The sequence below is a fragment of the Streptomyces sp. H27-H5 genome (assembly GCF_026627505.1).
In the GTDB taxonomy this organism is placed as follows: Bacteria; Actinomycetota; Actinomycetes; order Streptomycetales; family Streptomycetaceae; genus Streptomyces.
On record NZ_JAPNLK010000027.1, the window covers coordinates 1 to 25,339 of the forward strand.

9 protein-coding genes are annotated in these 25,339 nt (G+C 72.9%); all 9 read left to right on the forward strand.

Translation table 11 applies throughout. The annotated features are described in order from the left end of the window. The coding region (locus tag OTB19_RS15765; protein WP_267798829.1) for an acyltransferase domain-containing protein at nt 1-575 on the forward strand (575 nt) is incomplete at its 5' end. Next, nucleotides 572-9,805, forward strand: a complete 9,234-nt coding sequence (locus OTB19_RS15770; RefSeq protein ID WP_267798830.1) for an SDR family NAD(P)-dependent oxidoreductase — start codon at nt 572-574, stop codon at nt 9,803-9,805. The genes OTB19_RS15765 and OTB19_RS15770, both read left to right, overlap by 4 nt. Before the next feature lie 41 nt (nt 9,806-9,846). Further along, complete coding sequence (locus OTB19_RS15775) at nt 9,847-16,149, forward strand: type I polyketide synthase (RefSeq protein WP_267798831.1); 6,303 nt, start codon at nt 9,847-9,849, stop codon at nt 16,147-16,149. Beyond that, nucleotides 16,139-17,260, forward strand: coding sequence for a DNA alkylation repair protein (locus OTB19_RS15780; RefSeq protein ID WP_267798832.1), 1,122 nt, complete (start codon nt 16,139-16,141; stop codon nt 17,258-17,260). The genes OTB19_RS15775 and OTB19_RS15780 overlap by 11 nt, the downstream gene beginning before the upstream one ends. Beyond that, nucleotides 17,257-21,285: a bifunctional SDR family oxidoreductase/pyridoxal phosphate-dependent aminotransferase family protein gene (locus tag OTB19_RS15785; RefSeq protein ID WP_267798833.1), complete on the forward strand. Its 4,029-nt coding sequence runs from the start codon at nt 17,257-17,259 to the stop codon at nt 21,283-21,285. The genes OTB19_RS15780 and OTB19_RS15785 overlap by 4 nt, the downstream gene beginning before the upstream one ends. An 85-nt stretch (nt 21,286-21,370) precedes the next feature. After that, nucleotides 21,371-21,679 carry a hypothetical protein gene (locus OTB19_RS15790; protein WP_267798834.1) on the forward strand — a complete coding sequence of 103 codons (309 nt, stop codon included), beginning with the start codon at nt 21,371-21,373 and terminating at the stop codon, nt 21,677-21,679. Next, entirely contained in the window at nt 21,676-22,848 is a 1,173-nt protein-coding gene (locus tag OTB19_RS15795) for a class II histone deacetylase (RefSeq protein ID WP_267798835.1), read from the forward strand. The genes OTB19_RS15790 and OTB19_RS15795 overlap by 4 nt, the downstream gene beginning before the upstream one ends. Next, nucleotides 22,845-23,660 carry a thioesterase II family protein gene (locus OTB19_RS15800; RefSeq protein WP_267798836.1) on the forward strand — a complete coding sequence of 272 codons (816 nt, stop codon included), beginning with the start codon at nt 22,845-22,847 and terminating at the stop codon, nt 23,658-23,660. The genes OTB19_RS15795 and OTB19_RS15800 overlap by 4 nt, the downstream gene beginning before the upstream one ends. A 42-nt stretch (nt 23,661-23,702) precedes the next feature. Then, nucleotides 23,703-25,283, forward strand: coding sequence for an MFS transporter (locus OTB19_RS15805; RefSeq protein ID WP_267798837.1), 1,581 nt, complete (start codon nt 23,703-23,705; stop codon nt 25,281-25,283). Nucleotides 25,284-25,339 lie beyond the last annotated feature (56 nt).

Consider the following 25,339-nt stretch of genomic DNA (forward strand, 5'->3'; position numbering starts at 1 on the left):
CGTTGGTGGTGAGTCATGCGTTTCATTCGGTTTTGATGGAGGGTGCGGTGGCGCCTTTCGTGGAGGCGGTGGCGGGGGTGGGGTTGTCGGCGCCGGTGGTGGGGTTTGTGTCGTCGGTGTCGGGTGGGTGGCATTCGGCGGGTTCGGTGGTGGATCCGGGGTATTGGGGTCGGGCGATTCGTGAGCCGGTTCGTTTCGGTGAGGCGGTCGCGACGGTGAGTGGGTTGGGTGCGGGGGTGGTGTGGGAGATCGGTTCGCATCCGCAGTTGACGTCGTTGGCGCGTGCTTCGTGGGTGGGTGAGCAGCCGGTGTGGTTGGGCACGTTGCGTCGGGATCGGGTGGATCAGGTGGAGGTGCATGGGTCGTTGGCGGCGTATGTGAACGCGACGTCGGGGGATCTCGACTGGTCGGGTGTGCATGCGGGGAAGGGGCAACGGACGATCACCCTTCCCACCTACCCCTTCAACCGGCAGGAGTTGATCGTGCCCGCCGCACCCCGCGGCGGCGCCGCGACGACCACCGTCAGCCACCCCCTGTTCGACCGTCACTACGAGCACCGGAGCGAGGGACAGTGACGTACCCGGCCGAGACCTACGAGAAGACGTTCACGGGCCAGGAGCCCTTCATCGCCCAACACCGCTCCGCCGGCGTCGGGCTGCTGCCCGCCGCGGTGCAGCTGGAGATGGCGATGGTGGGAGTCGCCCGACGCAGGCCGTTCACTCCACTGGAACTCGCCGACGTGACGTTCCTGCGGCCCCTCACCCTCAGCGACGACGCGACGGCTCCCGTCCGGCTCGACGTGTCCTTCGGGCCCTCGACCCGCTTCGAACTGAGCACCGTCGTGGCCGGCGAACGCAAGCCGCTGTCCACCGGTACCGGCCGGCTGCTGCTCCCGGGCGATGTCCCGGCCGCCACCACCGAATCCCCCACCGGCCCGGGGGCCGGCGACGGACGGGCCATCGACCGGGACCGGCTGTACGACAGCTGGGCCCGCGACGGCCTCCGGTACGGGCCCGACTTCCGCACCGTCCGGGACCTCTCCGTCGGAGACGACGGCACGGCCACGGCAACGCTGCGCTCCGACGCCGAACCCGTACCCTGGTACGCCCACCCGCTCCTGGTGGACGGGGTGTTCCAGGTCGTGAGCTGCGCGCTCCAGGACCTCACGGGAGCGGACGGCCCGCACCCCATGCTGCCGATCGGCATCGCCCGACTCCGGGTCCTCACCGACCTCTCCGCGCTGTCGACCGGCGCGACCGTCGTGGTCCGCCGCACCGGCGTCGACGGCGCCTACGCCACCGCCGACGCGACTCTGCTGGGACCCTCCCACGAGGTCGCCGCGGAGTTCCAGGGCCTCCGCATGCGGCGAACGACCACCGGCTCGCGACCGACCGCCACCGCGACCCCGGCACGACCGTCCGCACTGCCCGTCAGCCGGATCGTCTGGCGTCCCGCACCGACGGACCCCGCCCGGACCGAGCCGGTGACCGGCACCTGGGTGGTGCTGCACGACGCCCGCACGGACGGCCTCGGGGCGCGCGCCGCCGGGCGACTGCGGGCCGACGGAGCCCGCGTGGTGGAGGTCGGCATCGGCCCGTCCGGGCCGCAGGCGCACGACCACGACCGCGAACGCGACCACGAACGCGCCGGCAACAGGGACGGCGGCAGAGACCTGCGGATGCTCGCGCAGCCGGACGAGGAGGCGTTCCGGCGGCTCTGGGACGACGTCGGGGACCCGATCGCCGGAGTGGTGCACCTGTGGAACGCCGGCGAGGTGTCCGACGGCGCCCAGGGGGAGGAGACGGAACTCCGCCTCGGCGTCCACGGCTGCCTGGCCGCCCTGCGGACCCTCGGTGAGCGGCAGCGCAAGGGCCGCTTCCTCGTGGTGACCCGGGACGGGCAGGCGGTCTCGGACGAAGACCGGCCGGTGCCCGCGCGCGCCGCCCTGTGGGGCTTCGTCCGTACCGCCGCCATCGAGTACTCGGGCCTGCGCCCGCGCCTCGTCGACGTCGACCGGTCCTCCGACGACGCCCTCCGCGCGCTCCTGGCGGAACTCGGCGACAGCGACGGCCCGACCGAGACCGGCTACCGACAGGGTGTCCGGCGGGTACCCGTCCGGGTCCGCGACCGCGCGGCGCACGCCGCACCCCGCTCACGTCCGGGGCCCGTACGACAGGGCGGCCGGTACCTCGTCCTCGGCGGGCACGGCGGTCTGGGCCTGGAGGTCGCCGACCGGTTCGCTCGGGACGGCGCCGGCGTCGTCGCGTTGGTCAGCCGCTCCGGAGCGGCGGCCGCCGACCGGCAGCGGACGGCCGCGATCCGCGCACACGGCTGCGAGGTCGTCTCCTACAGCGCGGACGTCACCGTCCCCGGCGCCCTGGCGGCCGTGGTGGAGCGGGTCCGCGCGGAGTACGGCGAGCTGCACGGCGTCGTGCACGCCGCCGGCACGCTCAAGGACGGCCTGATCCGCAGCGCCACCGCCGAGGACATCGCCGCGGTGATGCGGCCCAAGGTCGACGGGGTCCGCGAGCTGGCCGCCGCGGTGGCCGGGCAGGACCTGGACTTCGCCGTGTTGTTCGCGTCGGTCTCCGGCACGTTCGGCAACCTCGGCCAGGCCGGCTACGCCGCGGCCAACGCCTACCTCGACGCCTTCGCGCAGGCGCACGGTTCGCCGTGGCTGAGCATCGCCTGGGGTCTGTGGGGTGAGGTGGGCATGGGTACGGCCGTCGCGGAGCAGTTGCGGCGGCGCGGGGTCCGGCCGCTGGGCACCGCGGAGGGCCTGGACGCCCTCATCGCGGTGCTGGGCTCGGAGGAGGACCCCCGCCAGGTCGTCGTCGCCCATCCGGACGCCGACGACGAGGTCATCGAGGCGGAGGCCGCGGAGACCGAAGCCCCCTCCGCCGTACACGACACGGTCGGCGGGTCGGACGGGTCGGACGGGTCGGACGGGTCCGCCGGGTCGGGTGCGGGCGCCGCGGAACACGTCGCGGACGCCCTGGAACGGTTCCTCGCCGAGCGGCTCGGTGTCGCCTCCTTCGACCGCGACACCCCTCTGTCGGACTACGGCATGAGCTCGATCACGAGCGTCGAACTGTCGGAGGAACTGTCCCGCAGGTGGGGCATCCACCTCCCGGCGACGCTCTTCCTTGAGTACGGCGAGTTCGCCGAGCTGGTCCAGGCCCTGACCGACCGCTACGGCGCGGCCGTCGCGGTCGCAACGCCGGAGGCCGCCGAGCCGGTCGAGTCCGCCGAACGCTCCGAGCCCACCCCAACCGTCGAGCAGCTCCCGGCAGTCGCCCCCGACCGCCCGCTCCCCACACCGCGACGGCGCACTCCGGCAGGCGGTCGTGACGCGGACATCGCGATCGTGGCCGTCTCCGGTGACCTGCCGGGCGCGGCCGGCGGTACGGCGGAGCTGTGGAACCTGCTCCGCTCCGGCGGCCACGCGTTCACCGAGGTCCCGGCGGAACGCTGGGACATCGACACCCACTTCGAGCCGCGCGGCCCCCGAATGACGGGCACCTACTGCCGCACCGGTGCGTTCGTCTCGGGCATCGACCGCTTCGACCCGAGCTTCTTCGGCATCTCGGTACGCGAGGCCGAGGAGATGGACGTACAACAGAAACTGCTGCTGGAACACGCCTGGACGGTGCGGGACGACAGCGGTCTCGCCGACCGCCGCGACATCGGCGTCTTCGTCGGCGCCACCTACACCCACCACCGCGACACACAAGGGCTGGAGACCGTCGGACCGCACACCGCGCTCGGCTCCATGAACGCGGTACTGGCCAACCGGATCTCGTACGCGCTGGACCTGACCGGCCCCTCGCAGACCGTCGACACCCTGTGCTCGTCCTCGCTCGTCGCCATCCAGCAGGCGGTCGCCGCGCTCCGTGCGGGGCACTGTGGCGCCGCCATCGTGGCGGCCTGCCAGGTCGGCCTGACTCCCTGGTACTTCCGCAGCCTCAGCCGGCTCGGCGCGCTGTCAGAGACCCTGCCGCGGCCCTTCGACGAGCGGGCGGACGGATTCCTGCCCGGCGAGGGCGCGCTGGCCGTGATGCTGAAACCGCTCACGGACGCGGAGCGGGACGGCGACCGGATCTGGGGCGTCGTCCGCGGTACGGCCGTCAACCACGGGGGCCGCGGCAGCGCCCTGCCCGTGCCCCGCAGCGAAGCCCAGGCCGCGGTCGTCCGGGCCGCGCTCGCCGACGCCGGACTGGCGCCCGCCGACATCTCCCTGATCGAGACGCACGGCACCGCGACCCGCCTCGGCGACCCGATCGAGATCGCCGCGCTCACCGAGGTGTTCGGCGGCGACCCGGACCGCACCGGCCCGTGCCACCTCGGGACCGTGAAGGGAAACATCGGACACCTGGAGCCCGCGGCCGGACTCGCCGGCCTGCTGAAGGTGCTGTTGTCCCTGCGGCACCGGGAGATACCGCCCGTCGCCGGCTTCGAGACCGCCAGCAGCCACCTCGACCTGTCCACCGGACCGTTCGTGATCCCGGTCGCGCCCCAGCCGTGGATCTCGGACGGACCGCGCCGGGCGGGCATCAGCGCCTTCGGCATGGGCGGCACCAACGCGCACATCGTCGTCGAGGAGTACGCGCGGGAACACACCGGGGAACCCCGGCATCGGCCGCCCGGCGACGAGGCCTCCGCAGCCGTCTCGGACAACGACGAGCACCTGCTGGTGCTGTCCGCCCACACCCCGCAAGCCCTCCTCCGACGCATGGCGGACCTCCGACCGCTGCTGTTGCGGGTGACCGCCGACGACCTGGGCGCGCTGTGCCGCTCCAGCGCCGTCGGACGCGACCACCGGGCCCACCGGGTGGCGTTCCTCGGAACCACGGCCGACGAGCTGAGCACCGGCCTGGCCAGGGCGCTACACCTGGCGGACCGGGCACCCGGCACCGTCCTGCGCGGCGACACGCCGGTGGAGAGCGCCCCGACCGGTCTCGGCGGGCCGGCCCTGCGCTACGTCGGCGGCGGCGCCGTCGACTGGGCCGCGCTGTACCCGGGCCCGCCGGCGCGGCACCGCGCCCTGCCGCCCTACCCGTTCAGGGCGCCGGGCGACGCCGCGGTGTCCTCCGCGCCCGTCCCACCGGCGGCGCCGACCGCGGAGGACGTGGCCGCCGTCGCACGGCGGCTCGCGCCCGCCCACCGGGTGCTGGGCGAGGACACACTGCCCGGGGCGCTTCCCGTGGCCCTCGGGCTGCGGTCGAGCGGCGTCCTGCGCAGGATCGTCTTCACGGGCCGGGGCACCGGAACCCACCCGCTCACCAGCGACCTGGGCGACCCCGCCCGTACGGGGCCAGCCGCCTTCCGGCACGCCGACCGGGTCATCGCCCGGCTCGCCACCGCCGACACCCCGGCGGGCCCGGCGCCCGCCGCCGCGGACCTGGACACCCTGCGGGCCGGCCTCGGTCGGACCCTGCAACCGGACGGCCTCTACGCCTGGTTCGCGGCGAAGGGCATGGAACTCGCCGCCCCGCTCCGCTCCATCGCCGAGGTGCACTACGGGCCGGGTCGGGTGCTCGTACGGATCGACGTGCGCGCCGACAGCCCGCTGGAGGCGCAGACGGTCGCGATCGACGCCGCCCTCCAGGCCATGGCCGTCCTCACGCTGGCGGACCCCGCGGCCCCGTCGGCCACGTACCTGCCGGTCTCCATCGGCCGGGCGACGCGCTGGGCGGATCCGGCGCGGACGGCGTTCGTACTGCTCGAAGGCGCCGAGCCCGCGAGCGACGGCACGCGGCGCGGTGACGCGACCCTGTTCGCCGCCGACGGCCGGGTGTTGGTCCGGCTCGACGAGGTCGAGTACCGGACGGTGAACGGCGACGACGCGCCGCCCTCCCGGCCCGCCCGCCGCACACCGCAGGTCGCGGCGTCGGAGGCGGCGATCGTCGCGGTGGTGCGGAACGTCCTGCACGACCCGGGCGTCACCGCGACCACCTCGCTCTCCGCCGTGGGCCTCGACTCCATGCTGGCGACGGCCATCGCGGCCGACGTCGAGGCGGAGTACGGGGTGCCACTGAGCCCGACGGACGTCCTGGACGCCGCCGACTGCCGAACCCTCGCCGCACACGTCGCGGAGCTGGCGGCCGACGGAGCGTTCGCCCCGGCCCCGGCCCGGGCCCCGGCCCCCGCCCGCGCCGAGGCACCGGCGCAGACCCCGGCCGAGCCCCCGACCTCCGCCGAGCCCCCCGCCCCGGCCCCGGTCAAGGCTCCCGAGGCGCCGGCCGCACCCGACACCACCTCTGCCACCGCGATCCCGAGGGCCCCCGAAGTCACGTCGGCCGGCGAGGACATGGCCGTCATCGGCCTCGCTCTGGCGCTTCCCGGTGCCTCGGACCCGCAACGGTTCTGGTCGCTCCTGGCCGGGGCCGGCGAGGAGATCCGCCCGGCCCCCGCTCATCGCTGGGGACGGTACGCGGGCGGTCATGAGCCCGACATGGGCGGATTCCTCGACAATGTGGAGGAGTTCGATGCCCGGTTCTTCGACTTCTTCCCCAAACAGGCGGAGGTCCTCGACCCGCAGGTCCGCTGGCTGCTGCGCACCGCATGGGAGGCACTGGAGTCGGCCGGCCTGCCGCCTCGACAACTGGCCTCCTCCACCGGCGTGTTCGTCGGCGCCAGCTACCAGCACTACAAGGACTACAACATCGCGCCGGAGCTGGACGCCCCCAGTGGTCTCGGCAACCACAACGCGTTCCTGGCGAACCGGGTCAGCTACTTCCTCGATCTGCACGGGCCGAGCATGACGATCGACACGTTGTGTTCGTCGTCGCTGGTCGCCCTGCACACGGCGGTGCGCAGCATCCGCGACGGAGAGTGCGAGCAGGCGATCGTGGCCGGTGTTCGCGTCGGCATGTCCCCCCTGCACTACGTCGCGATGCGCAATCTGCGGGCCCTGTCACCCTCGGGCGCCTCCCGGCCGTTCGATGCGGGGGCGGACGGGTTCGTGCCGGGTGAGGGTGTGGTGACGGTGGTGGTGAAGCCGCTCCGGGCCGCGGTGCGGGACGGTGACCGGATCCGGGGTGTGATCAAGGGCAGTGCGGTCAACCACGGTGGTCGCACCAGTGGGTTGACGGTTCCCAGCAGTGCGGCGCAACAGGAAGTGATCTCCCGGGCGTTGCGGGACGCGGGCGTGTCCGTGGACTCGATCGGCCTGGTGGAGGCGCATGGGACGGGGACGGGTCTGGGTGATCCGATCGAGGTGGAGGGGTTGACGCGTGCGTGGCGTGGGGTGACGGACAGGTCGCAGTTCTGTGCGATCGGTTCCCTGAAGGGGAACGTCGGTCATCTGGAGCCGGCGGCAGGGTTGGCGGGTCTGGTGAAGGTGCTCCTGGCGATGGAGCACGGGACGGTTCCACCGTCGCTGCATGTGGTGCGGCCCAATGACCACATCCGGTTCGAGGAAACGCCGTTCTATCTGGCCGACCGTGCGGTGGAGTGGCCGCGGAACGGCGGCCCTCGTCGGGCTGCGGTGAGTGCGTTCGGAATGGGTGGCGTGAACGCGCACGTGATCGTCGAAGAGCCCCCCGTTCCCGCGGTACGTGAGGTGTTGTCCCAGGACGCCTTCGTGGTGCGGGTGAGTGCCGCCGACGAGTCGGCGCTGCGGTCGCTGGCCGGCGCGTACGCCGACCGGTTCGACGCGGCACGCGACGCCTGGGAGACCGCCGACCTCTGCCACACCGCCAACACCGGCCGCACCCCAATGGAGTTCCAGACCGCCGTCCACGGACGGACGGCCGCCGAACTCGCCACCGCCCTGCGCTCCGTCGCCGCCGGCCGTACGCCCCCCGCACGCGTCGACATCGACCTCACCGCCGAAGCGGCGGCGCTGCGCTCCGGGACGCTCGCGGCCCCCCACGGACCCGTCGGCGCCGCCGAGTTGGCCGGCGCTGGCTACGCGCACATCGACTGGCCCGCTCTCTCCGCCGTGGATGCTCGTGTAACGGAGCTCCCCACCTATCCGTTCGCACGAGGGGCGTACTGGCACACCACCGGCCCGGCGGTCGCCGCCTCAGGCCCGCCCCTCGCGGCGGCCGAGGCGGTACGCGTCGAGTGGCGCGTCCGGGAGCCGGCCCCCGCCACCCCTCCCGGCTCGGGCACGGTACGCCTGGTCACCGCCGACCCCGAGCTCGAACACGCCCTGACGACGGCCCTCCGGAGCCGGGGCGTGACCGTGGCCGAGCCCGGCCACCGGGCGGACGGCGCCATCGTGATCGACGCCCGGGCCGGCCGGACCGGCGACTCCCGCGAACTGAGAGATTTCTGGACCGAGTTGAGCGCCCTGATGGTGGCGCTGCCCGCCCGCGGGGCCTTGCTGTGGGCCGGCTTTCACGCCGCCGCCGTGCACTCCGACGAGCGCGGTGGCCTGATCCCCGAGCGGGCCGCCATGGCCATGGCCGTACGGGCCGCCGGCGCCGAGAGCCGGAAGGCCACCGCGGTCGTGCACCTGGACCCGACCGAACCGGCCGAGACGCTCGCCGACCGCCTGGTGGCCGAGTACGCCGCCCTCGCGGCCGGGCCGGCCGGCGAGGCCGACGGCGACGGCGGCACGGTCGTCGTCGCCCACCGTCGGGGCGTCCGGTACACCCCGCACCCCCTGCCCGCGACGCCCGGCGCGCCGTACGCCCTGCCCACCGACGGGTACTGCCTGGTCACCGGCGGACTGGGCGCCGTGGGGCTGCGTCTGACCGAGCGGCTGATCGACCGGGGAGCCAAGCGCATCGGCATCATCGGCCGATCGGTCCTCGATCCCGCGGGTTCCGCCCCCCTGCGGGAGCTGGCGGCGCGCGCCGAGGTCGACTACGTGTCCTGCGACGTGTCCGACCCCGAGGCGCTCGCCGCGGTCGCCGGGCGGTGGGGTCGGCGCTGGGGGCGGCTGGTCGGCGTCGTGCACTCCTCCGGCGGGGTCAACCCGTTCGGGGCGATGCACCGCCGGCCGTGGAGCGACGCCGAGAAGGTGCTCGCCCCCAAGGTCCCCGGCTCGCTGAACGTCGTACGGCTGGCCAAGGAGGAGGGCGCGGACTTCGTCGTCCTGGTGTCCTCGATCGCCGGTAGCCAGGCCCTGGCCGGCCGGGGGCTCGTCGACTACGGCCTCGCGAACGCCTACCAACTGGCCCTTGCCGAGCGGGAGAACGACGCCGTCACCACGGTCACCGCGCACGCGTGGCCCAACTGGACGGGCATCGGCATGAAGGCGGACGCGTCCTTCTCCGCCGCCCACTCCATCGGCGCCGAACAGGCTCAGGACGCCTTCGTCGACCACCTGCGGTCGGGCGGCGCCGTGATCTTCCCGGGCAGTACCACCGCCGGCCCGGCAGGGCCCGTGGAGCCCGCCGGGTCCGAGCCCGCCGAGCCCGCCGCGTCGGATGCCGCCGCGTCCGCGCCGAGGGGGGCGCGGCCCGAGGCCGTCGTCCTCCCCGCACCGATCCGCGCCGGCCACGATCGCGCCGGCATGCGGGCCCGGGTCCGCGACGCCTTCGTACACGTACTGGGGGAGGACCCCGGGGAGCGCCCGCTGCCCGGGCTGGGCCTGGACTCCCTGATGATCGCCGAGCTGACCACGGTGCTCGAACAACGCAGTGGCCTGACCGTCGACCCGTCGCTGCTGATGCGGGCCCGTACGGCGGACGACATCGCGACCGGACTCGCCGCCCAGGAGACGCCGGCCGACCGTCGACCGCCCACCTCCGACCGGGACGACCCGCCCACCCCCGACCACGACGACCCGTCGGCGTCCGCCCTGAGCGCCCTGCTGCGCCCGCTGCTCCAGCGGGACGGGCAGCGATGACCGGGCAGGGCACGACCGGTGGGTCGAACGAAAGGACAACCGTGAGCGAGCTCGACACCCGCATCGCCGTGATCGGCCTCGCGGTACGACTCCCGGGCGCCGAGGACGCCGTCGACCTGACGGCCCTGCTGAGCCGCGACGGGAGCGAGGTCGGCGAGGTCCCGCCGAGCCGGTGGGCCCGCGAACTGTACCGGGGCGAGGGCACCCACCAGGGAACGCACCACCGCGGCGCGTTCCTGGTGGACCCGTTCTCCTTCGACCACGAGGCGTTCGGCATGACCGCCGAGGACGCCGTGTTCCTCGACCCCCAACAGCGGGTGATGCTGGAGGTCGGCGCCCGGGCGCTGGAGGACGCGGGGTACCTGGGGGTGCGCCGCAGGCTCGACGCGGGCGTGTTCGTCGGCGCGCGCATGAACGGGTACGGATTCGACCGGGGCCGGGGGTTGGTTCCGCCCGGCACGCCGGGCTCCGCCGGCGAGCCCGGGCCCGCCGCCCTGTGGGGACGGTCGCAGAACTTCACCGCGGCCTGGCTGTCCGATCGCTTCGACCTGGCGGGCCCGAGCCTGGTGGTGGACACCGCCTGTTCGTCCTCGCTGTCGGCGGTATGGCTCGCCTGTCAGAGCCTGGCGGCCGGGACCTGCGAACTCGCCCTGGTCGGCGCGGTGGACCTGCTCATCGACCCGCTGACGTTCGTCCTCCTCTCCCGTACCGGGGCGCTCTCCCCGGACGGGCTGTGCCACACCTTCGACAGCAGGGCCGACGGCTATGTGCCCGGGGAGGGAGCCGCCGCCCTCGTGCTGAAGCCGATGCCGGCCGCGCTGGCCGACGGCGACGTGATCCTCGGAGCCGTCAGCGGGGTCGCGGTCAACAACGACGGCCGCACCATGGGCGTCACCACGCCCAGCCTGGAGGCCCAGATCGATCTGCTGGGCAAGGCTTACCGGACGATCGACCCGGCCACCGTCCAGTACGTGGAGGCGCACGGCACCGGGACCGCCATCGGCGACCCGATCGAAGTACGGGCGCTCACCGAGGTGTTCACCCGACACGGGGTCCCGCGCAACTCCGTCGCGCTCGGCTCCGTCAAGCGCCGGATCGGCCACCTGCACTCGGCGTCGGGCCTCGCCGGACTCGCGAAGATCATCCTCGCGCTCCGCGAGGGCACCGTCCCGGCCGTGGCGGTGGACTCGCCCAACCCGCGCCTCAACCTCGCCGACAGCCCCTTCCACCTCCCCGACACCGCCCATCCGTGGCCGGGCGCGCCCGTACGCCGGGCCGCCGTGAGCGGATTCGGATTCGGCGGCACCAACGCCCACGTCGTGGTCGAGGCCGCCCCCGACCCGGCCGGCGTCCCCGCCGGACCGGCGGCGACCGACACGCCGACCCGGCCGGTCCACGTACTGCCGCTCTCCGCCGACAGCCCGTACGCACTGCGCGAACTGGCCGCGCAGTGGCTGGAGTTCCTGCCCACCCTGGCGGACCAGCCCGGCGGCCTCGGCGACGCCTGCGCCACGGCCCGACTCGCACGACCGCACCGCGCGGAGCGGACGGCCGTCGTCGGCGCGGACGCCGATCAACTCGCCGCCGCGCTGCGCGCCTGGCTCCTGACGCCCGCCACCCCGCCCGCCCACACCCTCGGCCGTCCCCACACCGTCGTATCGATACGTCCGGAAGCCGCCGCGGCACCGCCCGCGTGGCTGTTCGCCCTCGACCGCTCCACACCGGCCGTGCACGAGGTCGTCGGCCTCTTCGAGGCGGCCACCGGCACGTCGTCGGCCGAGTTCTCCGGCGAACTGCTGCGGATCCTGTCCGCGGTCGCCCTCGCGATCGCCCTGCGCGAGCGCGGTGTGCCCGAGGGGGCCCTGGACCTGCCTCCGGGCTGGGAGGCGGTCGGGGACTTCACCTGGGGCCGCGTTCCGCTGGAGCGGGCCCTGGCCGACGTCCTGCGCGGAGCCACCGATCCCGACCACGACACCCGGGTCGGCCCCGCCGGTCACGACGTCGGCGAGATGCTCGCCGCAGCACGCGACGAGCGGGAGGTCGACCGGGTACTCGCCACGATCGCCGCGGAGCTCTTCCGGGCCGGCCGGGACATCGACTGGCCGGCGTTCCAGCAGGCCACCGGCGCGGCGTGGAACAAGCGGCTGCTGCCCCACGCCCAACCGCGCGGCCGGGCCCTGAACCTCGCCGAGCCGCTGCGCTCCGCCGAACCCGGATCGCCCGCGGAGCTGGTGTCGGACGAGGGGACGGCCGGGTACACGTACGCCCGCGTCTTCGGCCCGGCCGAGGCCCCCATCGCCCAGCACGCCGTGTACCGCACGCTCATGCTCCCGGGAGTCGCCTGGTTCGACTTCCTGCGCGAGGGCGCCGCCCTGCGCGGCGAACCCTTCCACGGGGCCCGGGACGTCCTCTTCCACCGCCCGCTCATCGCGTCCGGGGCCCGCCGGATCATCGGCAGGGTCGTCGCGGACGGCCGGTTCCGGATCGAGGACGCCGAGAGCGGGGAACCCTACGTCACCGGCCGGCTCGCCGACGCGCATCCGTCCGAGCCGCCGCTCCCCGTCCCCCTCGCCGGCCTGCTGGCCGACTGCGCCCGCTCCACCGTGCACGCCGGCTCCGGCCTCTACCGGTGGCTCCGCCGGATCGGCTACCACCACGGCCGGTACTACCGGAACATCTCCTGGGTGGCGAGCCTCCCCGACGGCGGCACCCTCGCCCGGATCGAGGGCGCCCGACAGCAGGAGATGAACCCGCCCGGCGTGCACCTGTTCCCAGGGCTCCTGGACAGCGTGACGGTCGCGGCGATCGACCCGGCCAACCCGGTGTTCGGCGCGGCGGACGCCACCGCGTTCATCCCGCTCTCCGTGGGTCGACTGGACGTCCTGGGGCCGCTCGACGAAGCCGCCTACGTACGGACGGAGATCGCCTTCTGGAACGACGAGGCCTGCCGGGTCACCCAGACCGTCACCGACGAGGCGGGCACACCCCTGCTGGTCTTCGGCGACATGTCGTCCAAGCGGGTTCCCGTCGAAGCCTTCACCGCGGGCGAGGCGCCCGCGCCGGCCGAGTCCCCGGCGTCGACGTCGATCGCAGCGCGCCCGCCCGCGCCGGTCGAGCCCGCATCGCCGATCGCAGCGCAGCCGCCCGCACCCGCTGCGACATCCGTCCGTCCCGCGCCGGCTCCGACACCCGCCCGCCCCGTGGCCCCGCGGGCGCCCGCGGCGCCCGCCGCCACCTCCAGGCCCGTACGGGCCCTCGCCTGGTTCCTGGCGCTGACGGGCACCCCTGAGGAACACGCCGACACGGAGTTCCTGTCCGCCGGCTTCGACTCGGTCGGCCTGGTCACGTTGAGCGAGCGCATCTCCCAGGAGCACGGCCTGTCCCTGTACCCGACGGTCTTCTTCGAGTACCCGACACCGCGGCAGTTCGCCGAGTTCCTCGCGGAGGAGGCGCCCGCGCTCGTCGACGCGCAGGCGACCCCGACCGACCCGCCGCCCGTGGCCACTCCGGATCCCGAGGCGACCGCGGAACCCGAAGTCCCGGCCGCGCTGAAGGAGCACGCGCTGACGGAGCAAGCTCCGACGGAGCCCGTACCGAAGGCGCGGGCAACCGCCACCGTTACCCCGCGCCCGGTCGCCGCCGATGCCGAGGACGCCGCCCAGGCCGCCGACGCCGCCCACGCGGAAGCGCACTCCGAGGCCGCCCCGGCCTCCCGGCCGCGCGACGTGGCCGTCGTGGGCGCCGCGGTCCGGCTGCCCACCGCCGGCTCCCTGGTCGCCTTCGCCGAGCTGCTCGTCGAAGGCCGTGACACGGTCCGCCCGCTCCCCGAGGGCCGATGGCAGAACGCGGAAGGACCGGTCCCGCACGCCTCGTTCCTGGACCGCGTGGACGAGTTCGACCCGGCTCCCTTCCGGATCTCGGCCCGTGAAGCCCCCCTGATCGATCCGCAGGCACGCATCGTCTACGAGACGATCTGGGAAGCCCTGGAGGACGGCGGCCGCATCGGCGCCCGCGCCCACGGCAGCACCGGTCTGTGGATCGCCTACAGCCACGACCACTACCACGAGGAACGCGTGCGCCACGGCGTGGCCGAAGGGCGGGGCCTCGGCCTGGAGGCGATGATCGCCAATCGCCTGTCGTACCTGATGGACTGGCACGGCCCGAGCGGTCTCGTCAACACCCTCTGCTCCTCCTCGCTGGTCGCCCTGCACTCGGCACTCCAACACCTGCGCACCGGTGACATCGACACGGCGGTGATCGGGGCCGTGCACGCCGGCATCAGCCCGGAGTACTTCCGGTCGATGGGCGACCTCATGGCCCTGTCACCCCGGCACCGCAGCCGTGCCTTCGACAGCACCGCCGACGGCTTCGTTCCCGGAGAAGGCGCCGTGGCCGTGGTCCTGCGGAGGTACGACGACGCCGTGCGCGACGGCGACCGGATCCGGGGCGTGGTCAAGGGAGCCGCCGTCAACCACGGCGGACGCACGAGCCGTTACTCCGCACCCAGCCCGCGTGCCCAAGCCGACGTCATCACCGCGGCGTTGCGGGACGCGGGGGTGTCGGTGGATTCGATCGGTCTGGTGGAGGCGCATGGGACGGGGACGGGTCTGGGTGATCCGATCGAGGTGGAGGGGTTGACGCGTGCGTGGCGTGGGGTGACGGACAGGTCGCAGTTCTGTGCGATCGGTTCCCTGAAGGGGAATGTGGGTCATCTGGAGCCGGCGGCTGGGTTGGCGGGTCTGGTGAAGGTGCTCCTGGCGATGGAGCATGGGACGGTTCCACCGTCGCTGCATGTGGTGCGGCCCAATGACCACATCCGGTTCGAGGAAACGCCGTTCTATCTGGCCGACCGTGCGGTGGAGTGGCCGCGGAACGGCGGCCCTCGTCGGGCTGCGGTGAGTGCGTTCGGAATGGGTGGTGTGAACGCGCATGTGATCGTGGAGGAGCCTCCTGTTCCGTCGAGGCGTGAGGTGTTGTCGCAGGATTCGTTTGTGGTGCGGGTGAGTGGGGCTGATGAGTCCGCGTTGCGTTCTTTGGCGGGCGTGTATGCGGATGGGTTGGTGGGTGTTTCTGCCGAGGTGTTGGGGGATTTTGCTTTCTCGGCGAATGTGGGGCGTGCGGGGCATCGTTTTCGTGCGGTGGTGTCGGGTGTTGACGCGGGTGTGGTGGGGGCCGGTTTGCGGGATGTGGCGGAGGGTCGGGTTGCTGTGTCTCGTAAGGGGGGTGTTTCGGTTCCGAATGTGTTCATGTTCACGGGTCAGGGTTCGCAGTATGTGGGGATGGGGCGGGGTTTGTATGTGACGGAGCCGGTGTTTCGGGCTGCGTTGGATGAGTGTGCGGCTTTGTTGGTGGGGCATTTGGATGTGCCTTTGTTGGATGTGTTGTTCGGTGGTGTGGGTGGGGGGTTGGATCGGACGCGGTATGCGCAGGTGGGGATTGTTTCGGTGCAGGTGGGGTTGGTGCGGTGGTTGGAGTCGGTGGGGGTTCGTGCGGATGCGGTGGTGGGTCACAGTCTGGGTGAGTTGACGGCTGCGTGGGCTTCGGGTGTGTTGGGGTTGGCGGATCTGTTGCGGTTGACGGTGTTGCGTGGGGAGTTGATGGAGGGGCAGCCGGGTCGGGGTGCGATGGCTGTGGTGCATGGGGATGTCGGGGCTGTGGTGGAGGCTTTGGCGGGGTTTGTGGGTGTGGAGGTGGCGGCTTTCAATGGGCCGCGGGTGGTGACGGTTTCGGGGCCGGCGGATTCGGTGGCGGAGTTTTGTTCGGGGTCGGGTTTGCGGTGTTCTCCGTTGGTGGTGAGTCATGCGTTTCATTCGGTTTTGATGGAGGGTGCGGTGGCGCCTTTCGTGGAGGCGGTGGCGGGGGTGGGGTTGTCGGCGCCGGTGGTGGGGTTTGTGTCGTCGGTGTCGGGTGGGTGGCATTCGGCGGGTTCGGTGGTGGATCCGGGGTATTGGGGTCGGGCGATTCGTGAGCCGGTTCGTTTCGGTGAGGCGGTCGCGACGGTGAGTGGGTTGGGTGCGGGGGTGGTGTGGGAGATCGGTTCGCATCCGCAGTTGACGTCGTTGGCGCGTGCTTCGTGGGTGGGTGAGCAGCCGGTGTGGTTGGGCACGTTGCGTCGGGATCGGGTGGATCAGGCGGAGGTGCATGGGTCGTTGGCGGCGTATGTGAACGCGACGTCGGGGGATCTCGACTGGTCGGGTGTGCATGCGGGGAAGGGGCAACGGACGATCACCCTTCCCACCTACCCCTTCAACCGGCAGCGGTTCTGGATATCCGCCGGCCCCAACCACACGACGAACAAGAACATCGAGAACGAGACGAAGAGGCACCGGAACCATGGCAAGTGAATACGGACTGAAGCGACACTTCAACGGCGAAGCGGCACGCCTGATCGGTGACAAGATCCGCACCGTCCACCCCGCATTCGACGTGGAGGACTATGCGACAGAGGTCGAGGCGCGCATTCCCGACAAGGAACTGAAGGACCGCGTCCTCGTCTTGGCCGAAGGGCTGCGCACCCGCCTCCCCGCCGAATACCCCGACGCCCTGCCGATCCTGCTGTCCGTGCTCGGCGACGAACTCGCCGAGGGGGAAGGCATGTTCAACACCAGCTGGTTCCTCATGCCGGTCGCCCGCTTCGTCGAGGAGTACGGCCTGGACCACCCCGAGGCGTCACTCGACGCCATCGAGGAGATCACCAGGCGACACACAGGCGAGTACGCGATCCGCCCCTACGTCGAACAGCACTACGCGCCGACCATGGAGCGCGTCGCGCTGTGGGCCCAGAGCCCGAGCCACAACGTGCGGCGGCTGGCGACCGAGGGCATCCGCTCCCGGCTGCCCTGGGCCCGGACCCTGACCGTGTTCGTCAAGGACCCGCTGCCGGTCCTGGACATCCTCGAACCGCTGCGCAGCGACCCCTCGGAGTACGTGCGCAAGTCCGTCGCCAACAACCTCAACGACATCTCCAAGGACAGTCCCGACCTCGCGCTCGCAACCGCGCTCCGCTGGCTGGAGGAGAGCCCCACCCCCGAGACCAACTGGATCGTCAAGCAAGGGCTGCGCACCCTCGTGAAGAAGGGCGACCAGCAGGCCCTCGCCATCCTCGGGGCCACGGGCGGCGAGCACGTCAAGGTGCCCCGGCTGCGGATCACCCCCGGGGCGGTGACCATCGGGGACACCCTCGTCATCGACTTCGACATCGAGAACACCGACGACCGGCCGCACAGCATCGCCGTCGACTACGTGGTGCACCACGTGCGCAAGAACGGGCGCAGCATTCCGAAGGTTTTCAAGCTGACCACCCTCGAACTCGGCGCCGGCGAACGGCGGTCCCTGGAGAAGACGCACACCATCAAGGAGATCCAGACCCGCCGCTACTACACGGGCGAGCACACCGTCGACATCCAGGTGAACGGCCTCGCCCTCGCCACCGGACGATTCGGCCTCCACACATGAGCGCCGTCGGATCACTCCTCGGCGCCGCCGACCCGCTCGTCTGCGACCACCGGATCGGCGGCGTCCCGGTCGCCCCCGCCGCCGCGCAGATCGACGCCGTACTGTCGGCCTGCGATACCGCGCGACCCGACCACCAATGGGTGTTGGAACAGGTCGCCTTCCGGACACCCCTGCTCGTCACGGGGGCCGGGACCGAGATCGAGGTCCATACGGCGGAGGACGGCCGGTGCACCCTCCGTTCCGTTCCGCCCGGCAACGACGGCGTACCCGTCGAGCACAGCACCGCCCGGGCCACCGGCAGCCCGCTGCCGCCGCCCCGCTACGTCGACGTGGCCGCGCTGCGGGCCGGCTGCACGCAGCAGGTGCCGTTGTCCGAGGTGGCCGCGTGGCGCGAGGCGAGCGGGATCACGTACGGGCCGACGTACCGGGCGATCCGGTCGGCGCACCGCGGCCCGGGCTGCATGCTGTTGATGCTCCGGGCCACCGAGGAGGCGAACCCGGCGTCGGCGCCCCCCTTCGTGCCGCCGCCGCTGCTCGACAGCGTCTTCCAGGCGCTCGGCATGCTCGACGACGGCGCCGCCGGGGCCTGCCTGCCCTGGTACATCGGCCGGTTGGAGGCCCGCCGCCGTATGTCCGGCACGGTGATCGCCCTGGTCGAACGGGACGAGCCGGGCCCCTCCGAGGGCGGCGGAGGCGCCGTACGAGGGCGTGCCCTGGTCTGCAGCCAGCAGGGGGAGGTCCTGCTCGAACTGGACCGCATCACCCTCAAGGCTGCCCGACCCACGACTTCCCCGGAGGCCGCCGCACCCCCCGGGTTCGAGACGTCCCCGGAGCCCACGGCGGCCACCCCTGCCCGGCCTCGGCCCGCCGCACCCGCCCGGCGGGTCGAAGCCGGGCAGGCGCCGCCGGCGACCGCTTCGATCGAGACCGTCGTCTGGCACCGGGCGGACCCGGATCCGGGACACGCACCCGCGACCGAAGGCCCCGTGCTGGTCGTGTCCGACCACGCCCTCCGTCCCCCGGCGGCCCGGCACGTCCTGCACCTGACGCCGGAGCAACTCGTCGCGGGCGGCCTGGAAACCCTGCCGGCGGACACCGTCTTACGGGACGTGGTGTACGTGGCACCGGGCGGACTCACCGGCGAGGCGCAGGTGTCGCGGGGGCTGCGGGAAGCCTTCGCGGTGGTGCGCCGGCTCCTGGGCCGGCCGCCGACGCCCTCCCTGCTGATCGTCACCACCGCCGCCCACCAGGTGACGGCCCAGGACACCGTCGACCCCTTCATGACCGCCCTGTGGGGTCTCGGCCGCACGCTGCGGGTCGAACATCCCCGCAGCACGATCCGCCTGCTCGACCTCAACCCCGACCCGGACCCCAATCTCGACATCAACCCGGACCGTTCCGACATGAACCCCGGCGATCCCGCCGGTCCGGAGGGCGACGGTCGCGCCGCGGTGTGGGAGGCGCTCGGTCAGGACCGGCCGGAACTCGCCCGACGCGGCGACACCTGGTACGCACCCTCCTTACGGCCGCACCCGCCGACGGCCGCCACCGATGAGGCGCCCCACCGAGGCGGCCGCTTCCTGATCACCGGCGGCATGGGCGGCATCGGCCTGAGTGTCGCCGAGTACCTCTCCGAAGCGGGCTGCGCCCACCTCACACTGGTCGGACGGACCGTCCCGGACCGGGGAGAGGCCCGAGAGCGCCTCGACAGACTGGCGGCACGCTGCGACCTGGAGATCGTCGCGGCGGACGTCCGCACGCTGCGCGAGGCACTCTCCGGCGCCCCGCGCTACGACGGCGTGTTCCACGCCGCCGGAGTCCTGCGCGACGGGCTGGCACGCGGCCTGACCGCAGATCAGGTGGACGCCGTCCTGGAACCCAAGATCGGCGGGGCGCACGCGCTCGCCGACCTGGTGTCCGGGTACGAACAGCCCGCGTTCGTCGCCCTGTTCTCCTCGGTCGCGGCGGTACGGGCGAACCTCGGCCAGAGCGCCTACGCCGCGGCCAACGCCTACCTGGACGGCTACGCCGCCCGCCAACGCGCCGAGGGCCGGCCCTGGTACAGCCTCGGCTGGGGCCTGTGGACCGTCGGCATGGGCGAGTCCATCGCCCCCAAAGCCGCCGCGCACGGCGTCCCCGCCCTCACCGCGGGCGACGGCATCGACCTGCTCCGTACGGCCCTGGGCCAACCACCCGCGCACTACGTCCTGTCCGCCGCCGCGAAAGCGAAGGATGCACCCATGACCGCTGTGACGCCCGAAACCGGACTGTGGCCGTCGCTCACCCACGCGATCGGCAGGGTCCTGCTCGTCGACAACGTGGCCGCCGAGGACGACCTGCTGGAACTGGGCCTCGACTCGATGATGGCGGTCGAGCTGGCCGCGACGCTGGCCGCCGACGGGCTCGACATCGACCCGATGGTGTTCTTCGAGCGCACCCACGTCGGCGCGCTGCTCGCCCACCTCGAATCGCTCCCGCGCACCCTTCCCGACCAGGCCCCCACCCCCAGGGCCGCTCCCACCCCCGCGCCCACCCCCGCCCCGATCCGTGAGGTGCGCGCGCCGGCCCCGGTGGACAGGTCGCGCGGCGCGGCACCTCAGCAGCAGCAGTACCGGCCGTCGGCCGTTCCGGAGCGGGCCACCGGCGCCTCGTTCGTCCCCGACTGGGACCGCTTCAGGGACGTGCCGCAGGCCCCGCCCACCCCGGCCGCTACGCCGACCCCCGTCCCGCCGCGGGCCGGCGGCCCGGCTCCGGCCGCCGTGCCCGACCCCGCCCCGGCGACCGACCGCATACCGCGCCGAACCCTGCCCGGCCGACTGGCCGACGCACCCCACGGCCGGTTCCTCGACCGCCGTATCGACGCGCTGTCGGCCGAGGACCGTCTGATCGTCGCCAAGGACGAGTACTTCTACGAGCCCGTGATCGAGGAGGCCAAGGGCTCCCGGATCAAGTTCGACGGCCGGTGGTTCCTGAACTTCGCCTCCTACAGCTACCTCGGACTCATCGGTCACGACTACATCGACGACCAGGTCCTGCGTGCCGTCGAGCGGCACGGCACCGGCGCGCACGGGGTGCGGCTGCTCGCGGGCACCCTGCACCTGCACCGGGAGCTGGAACTGGCGCTCGCCCGCTTCCTGGGCACCGAAGACGCCATCGTCTTCTCCAGCGGCTACATGGCGAACGTGGCCACGGTCGGAGCCCTCGTCGGCCCCGGCGACCTCGTCATCGGCGACGTCTACAACCACGCCAGCATCCTGGACGGCTACCGGCTCTCCGGCGCGTCGGTCATCACCTACGCCCACAACGACCTCGCCGACCTGGAACGCGCCCTGCGCAAGGCCGGCGACGCGGGCCGGCTGGTCGTCACCGACGCCGTGTTCAGCATGGACGGAGACGTGGCCGACCTGCCCGGCATCGTGGAACTGTGCGAGCGTCACGACGCACCGCTGATGGTCGACGAGGCGCACAGCCTGGGCGTCCTCGGTGACACCGGCCGCGGCATCACCGAGCACTTCGGCATCGACCCGGAACGGGTCGACGTCAAGATGGGCACGCTCTCCAAGACGGTGCCCAGCGCGGGCGGTTACGTCGCCGGGTCCCGGGACCTGGTCTTCGCGCTGAAGAACAACGCCCGCGGCTGGATGTTCTCGGCCGCCGCGACCCCCGCCCAGGTGGCGGCGGCCAAGGCCGCGATCGAGGTGATGGCGGCCGCCCCGTCCCTCACCCGGCAGCTGCGGGCGAAGACGACCCGGTACCGCGAGCAGTTGCGCGCCCTGGGCTTCGACACCCTGGCGAGCGAGACGCCGGTGGTGCCGATCATCTGCGCGACCGCCGACCAGGCGGGGGAGATGGCCCGGCTCTGCCAGCTCGACGGGCTCTTCGTCCAACCGATCGTCTACCCGGCCGTGCCGCGGACGCTGCCCCGGCTGCGGACCATCGTCAACCTCAGCCACTCCGACGCCGACCTCGACGCGGCCGTCGTGACGCTGGAGAAGGCCGGCCGTGCCTGTGGCCTCATCCACTGAGCACTGACCGGGCGGAGCGCTCCACAGGACCGACGGGACACCACCGTGCGCCGATGGCCGCACGGCAACCAAGGGGGAATCGAACATGACCGATGTCGACACCACGGCGTTCTTCGGGGCCGTTCTGAAGACCATCGCCTCGACCCGCAACCACGGCACCGACCAGACGGAGTTCGCGTCGGGCGTGGTGGAGCCCACCGCGCGGATCCGCGCGTTCGAGAAGGAGGTCGGCGACCGGCGGCTGACCTCCACCGAAGCGGGGGAGGTGCTCGGCCTGCTGGAGACGACGATGCGCACCAAGCGCACGCCCGACGAGGAGCGCGAGTACTACTTCCAGTACATCGAGAAGGTCGCCGGGATCAGCCGGGCCTCGCTGGGCGTGTCCGGCTGGTGAACACCTCCCGCCTCGCGTGGTACAGCCACGAGATCTGTTTCTGGCACGACCCCGGTCCCGGGTCGGGGTACGTGCCGGTCGGGCCGGGCGTCGAGCCGCTGCGCCAGTTCGCGGTCGACCCCGACCTCCGGCGTGCCGAGGGACTGGTCAAGGCGTCCGGGGTGATGGACCGGTTCACCGGCCTCACCCCGACGCCCGCCTCCGACGAGGACCTGCTGCTCGTGCACGTACCCGAACACATCGAGCGGGTAGAGGCGGCCTCGGCGGCCGGCGCGGGCGACGCCGGCGTGTACGCCCACGTCAACTACCACAGTGCGCACGCCGCGCGGCTCGCCGTCGGGGCCTGCGTACAGGCGGCCACCGGCGTCATGGAGGGCCGGTTCGACCGGGCGTACTGCCTGGTGCGGCCGCCCGGCCACCACGCCGAGCCGGACCGGGCCATGGCGCTGTGCCTGTACAACAACCTGGCGGTGGCCGCCCGCGCCGCGCAGGGGCACGGTGCGCGCCGCGTGCTGATCCTGGACTGGGACGTCCACCACGGCAACGGCATCCAACGGACCTTCTACGAGGACCCCGACGTGCTGTACGTGTCGGTGCACCAGGAGGGGCTCTTCCCGGCGGCGTCCGGTCTCGTGCTGGAGACCGGCGCCGGCGAGGGCGCGGGCACCACGCTCAACGTGCCGCTGCCCGCCGGCTCGGGCCACGGCGCCTACCTCGCCGTGACGGAACGGATCGTGGCACCGGCGGCCCGCGCCTTCGGCCCCGATCTGATCCTGGTCGCGGCGGGCGTCGACGCGAGCGGCCACGACCCGATGGGTCGGATGCTGTGCACCAGCCGCACCTTCCACGCCATGACGGCGGCGATGTGCCGGCTCGCGGACGAACTGTCCGGCGGCAGGATCGTCTTCGCCCACGAGGGCGGCTACTCGGCCTGGTACCAGCCGATGCTGGTGCTGGGCACGGCCAGTGCGATCGCCGGCCTGCCGGCGCCCCAGGACCCGTTCCTGCACTCCCTCGAACACCTCCCCGGCCAGCGCCTCCAACGGCACCAGGAACGGGTGATCACCCACCTGGAGGCCCACCACCCGCTGTTGGCCGGCACGGCGTCCGCGGCAGGCCGGTCCGGCGCCTCCGGGCGGCCCTCGCCGGTGGACGGGGGGCCGGGATGAGCGGCTGGTGGATGACGGTGGGCAACGGCGCGCGTCGGGTGGCCGGCGCCGGCCCGGGCCCGGGGACCCGGGCGCGACCGCGGTTCCGGATCGTGGCGCTCCCGCACGCCGGCGGGTGGCCGTCCGCCTTCCGGTCCTGGTGGCAGGTGCTGCCCGAGGACGTGGAGTGCGTCGTCGCCCAACTGCCCGGTCGCGGCGCGCGCATCAACGAGCCGCCGCTGACCCGCGTCAAGCCGCTGGTCGACGCCCTCGGCCAAGGCCTCGCGGAGCTGGAGCCACTGCCGTACGCGGTCATCGGGCACAGCTTCGGCAGTGTGCTCGGATACGAACTCACCCGCTTCATGGAGCAGAAGGGACTGCCTCCCACCCTGCTGGCCGTGTCGGCACGCCAGCCGCCGTGCTTCCCCGGCGAGCCCCCGTTCGCCCACCTCCGCGGCGACACGGAGCTGCTGGAGCACCTGACGGACATCGGCGGGATGTCCCCGGGACTGATGGACCGCACCGACCTGATGCGGCCGTCGCTCCGCGCGATCCGGGCCGACCTGGAGGCCATGGAGACCTACCGCCGGCCGCTGTCCGGCACCGGCGTCCCCATCCTGGCACTCGGTGCCGTGGACGACCCGGTCGTCATCGACGACCGGATGCACCTGTGGGCGCTGGAGACCTCCGGCGGCTTCGACCGGCTGAGCTTCACCGGCGGCCACTTCTACCTCTACACACCCGCCAACGCGGCGGCGATCGCCGCCCGTCTGGTGCCCCGCCCCGACGACCCCCGGTCGGATCCGCTCCTCCCCCACCCCCTCGCCCGATGACCGCGTCGGGCACCGATCAGCACCACCCCCGAAAGGAACCGAATGAGTACCACCGCCGACACCACCGAACAGGCAGGACCCCGCGAGTGGTTGGGCCTGGCCGTACTGGCGCTGCCGACCCTGCTGCTGTCCATCGATGTGAGCGTGCTGCACCTGGCCGTCCCGCACATCAGCGAGGGCCTGAACCCCTCCGCCGCCCAGATGCTGTGGATCATCGACATCTACGGGTTCCTGATCGCCGGATTCCTGGTGACCATGGGAACCCTGGGTGACCGCATCGGCCGCCGGAGGCTGCTCCTGATCGGTGCCGCCGCGTTCGGCGTCGCTTCCCTGGCCGCCGTGTTCGCCGACAACCCGGCCATGCTGATCGCGGCGCGGGCGGCGATGGGCATCGCCGGAGCCACGCTGATGCCCTCGACCCTCGCCCTGATCATCAACATGTTCCGCGACGGCCGGCAGCGCGGCGTCGCCATCGCCGTCTGGGTCACCATGTTCTCCGTGGGCATCGCGCTCGGCCCGGTGGTCGGCGGCGCCATGCTGGAGTACTTCTGGTGGGGTTCGGTCTTCCTGCTCGGCGTGCCCATCATGGGGCTGTTGCTGGTGGCCGGACCGATCCTGCTGCCGGAGTACCGGGACGAGGAGGCGGGGCGGCTCGACCTGACGAGCGTGGCACTGTCGCTCGCCGCCATCCTTCCGATCATCTACGGACTCAAGGAGATCGCCAACGACGGCGTCGGCCCGATCCCGGTCCTGGCGCTCGTCGTGGGCCTGGTCGTCGGTGTCCTGTTCGTCCGGCGACAGCGCACCCTGACGAGCCCGCTGCTGGACCTCGGGCTGTTCGGGAACCGCACCTTCCGCACGGCGCTGATCACTCTGCTGCTCAGCATGCTCGTGGCGGGCGGCACGTACCTGACGGTGACGCAGTACCTCCAGCTCGTCGGCGGACTGTCCCCGATGAAGGCCGGCCTGTACCTGCTGCCCGCGGCCTTCGCGCTGATCGTGACGGCCGTCGTGTCCCCGATGGCGGCGAGCAGGTTCCGTCCCGCGTACGTCGTCGCCGCCGGACTGGCGGTGTCGGCCATCGGGCACCTGATGCTGAGCCTGGCCGACAGCTCGTCGGGCGTCGCCCAGGTGGTGACGGGCTTCGCCTTCGTCTACGCCGGCGGCGGCCCGCTCATCGCCCTGGGCACGGACATCGTCGTCGGATCGGCCCAGCCCGAGCAGGCCGGATCGGCCGCGGCCATCTCGGAGACCAGCACCGAACTCGGCATGGCGCTCGGCGTGGCCCTGCTGGGCAGCCTCGGCGCCGCCGTGTACCGCAGCGGGGTGGATGTCCCCGCGGGGGTGCCGGAGAGCGCCGGTGACACGCTCGCCGGGGCGGTCGAGGCGGCGCAGCCCCTGTCCTCGGAAGGGGCGACGGCCCTGCTCGACTCGGCCCGAGCGGCCTTCACCGACGGCATGAACATCATCGGCGGTATCGGGGTGTTCGTGGCGCTCGCCTCGGCCGTCCTGGTGGCCGCGGTCATCAAGCTTCCGGCCACGGGCAGGGACGGGGACGGGGACCCCGCCGACTCCGACGGCTCGACCGACGGCGCGTTGAACGCCGCCGCCGTGGAGGGATAGCGCGCCCCGCCCGTGCCGGTCGGCGCGGGCGGACGGCGGTGGGGTATGGCCCCGTG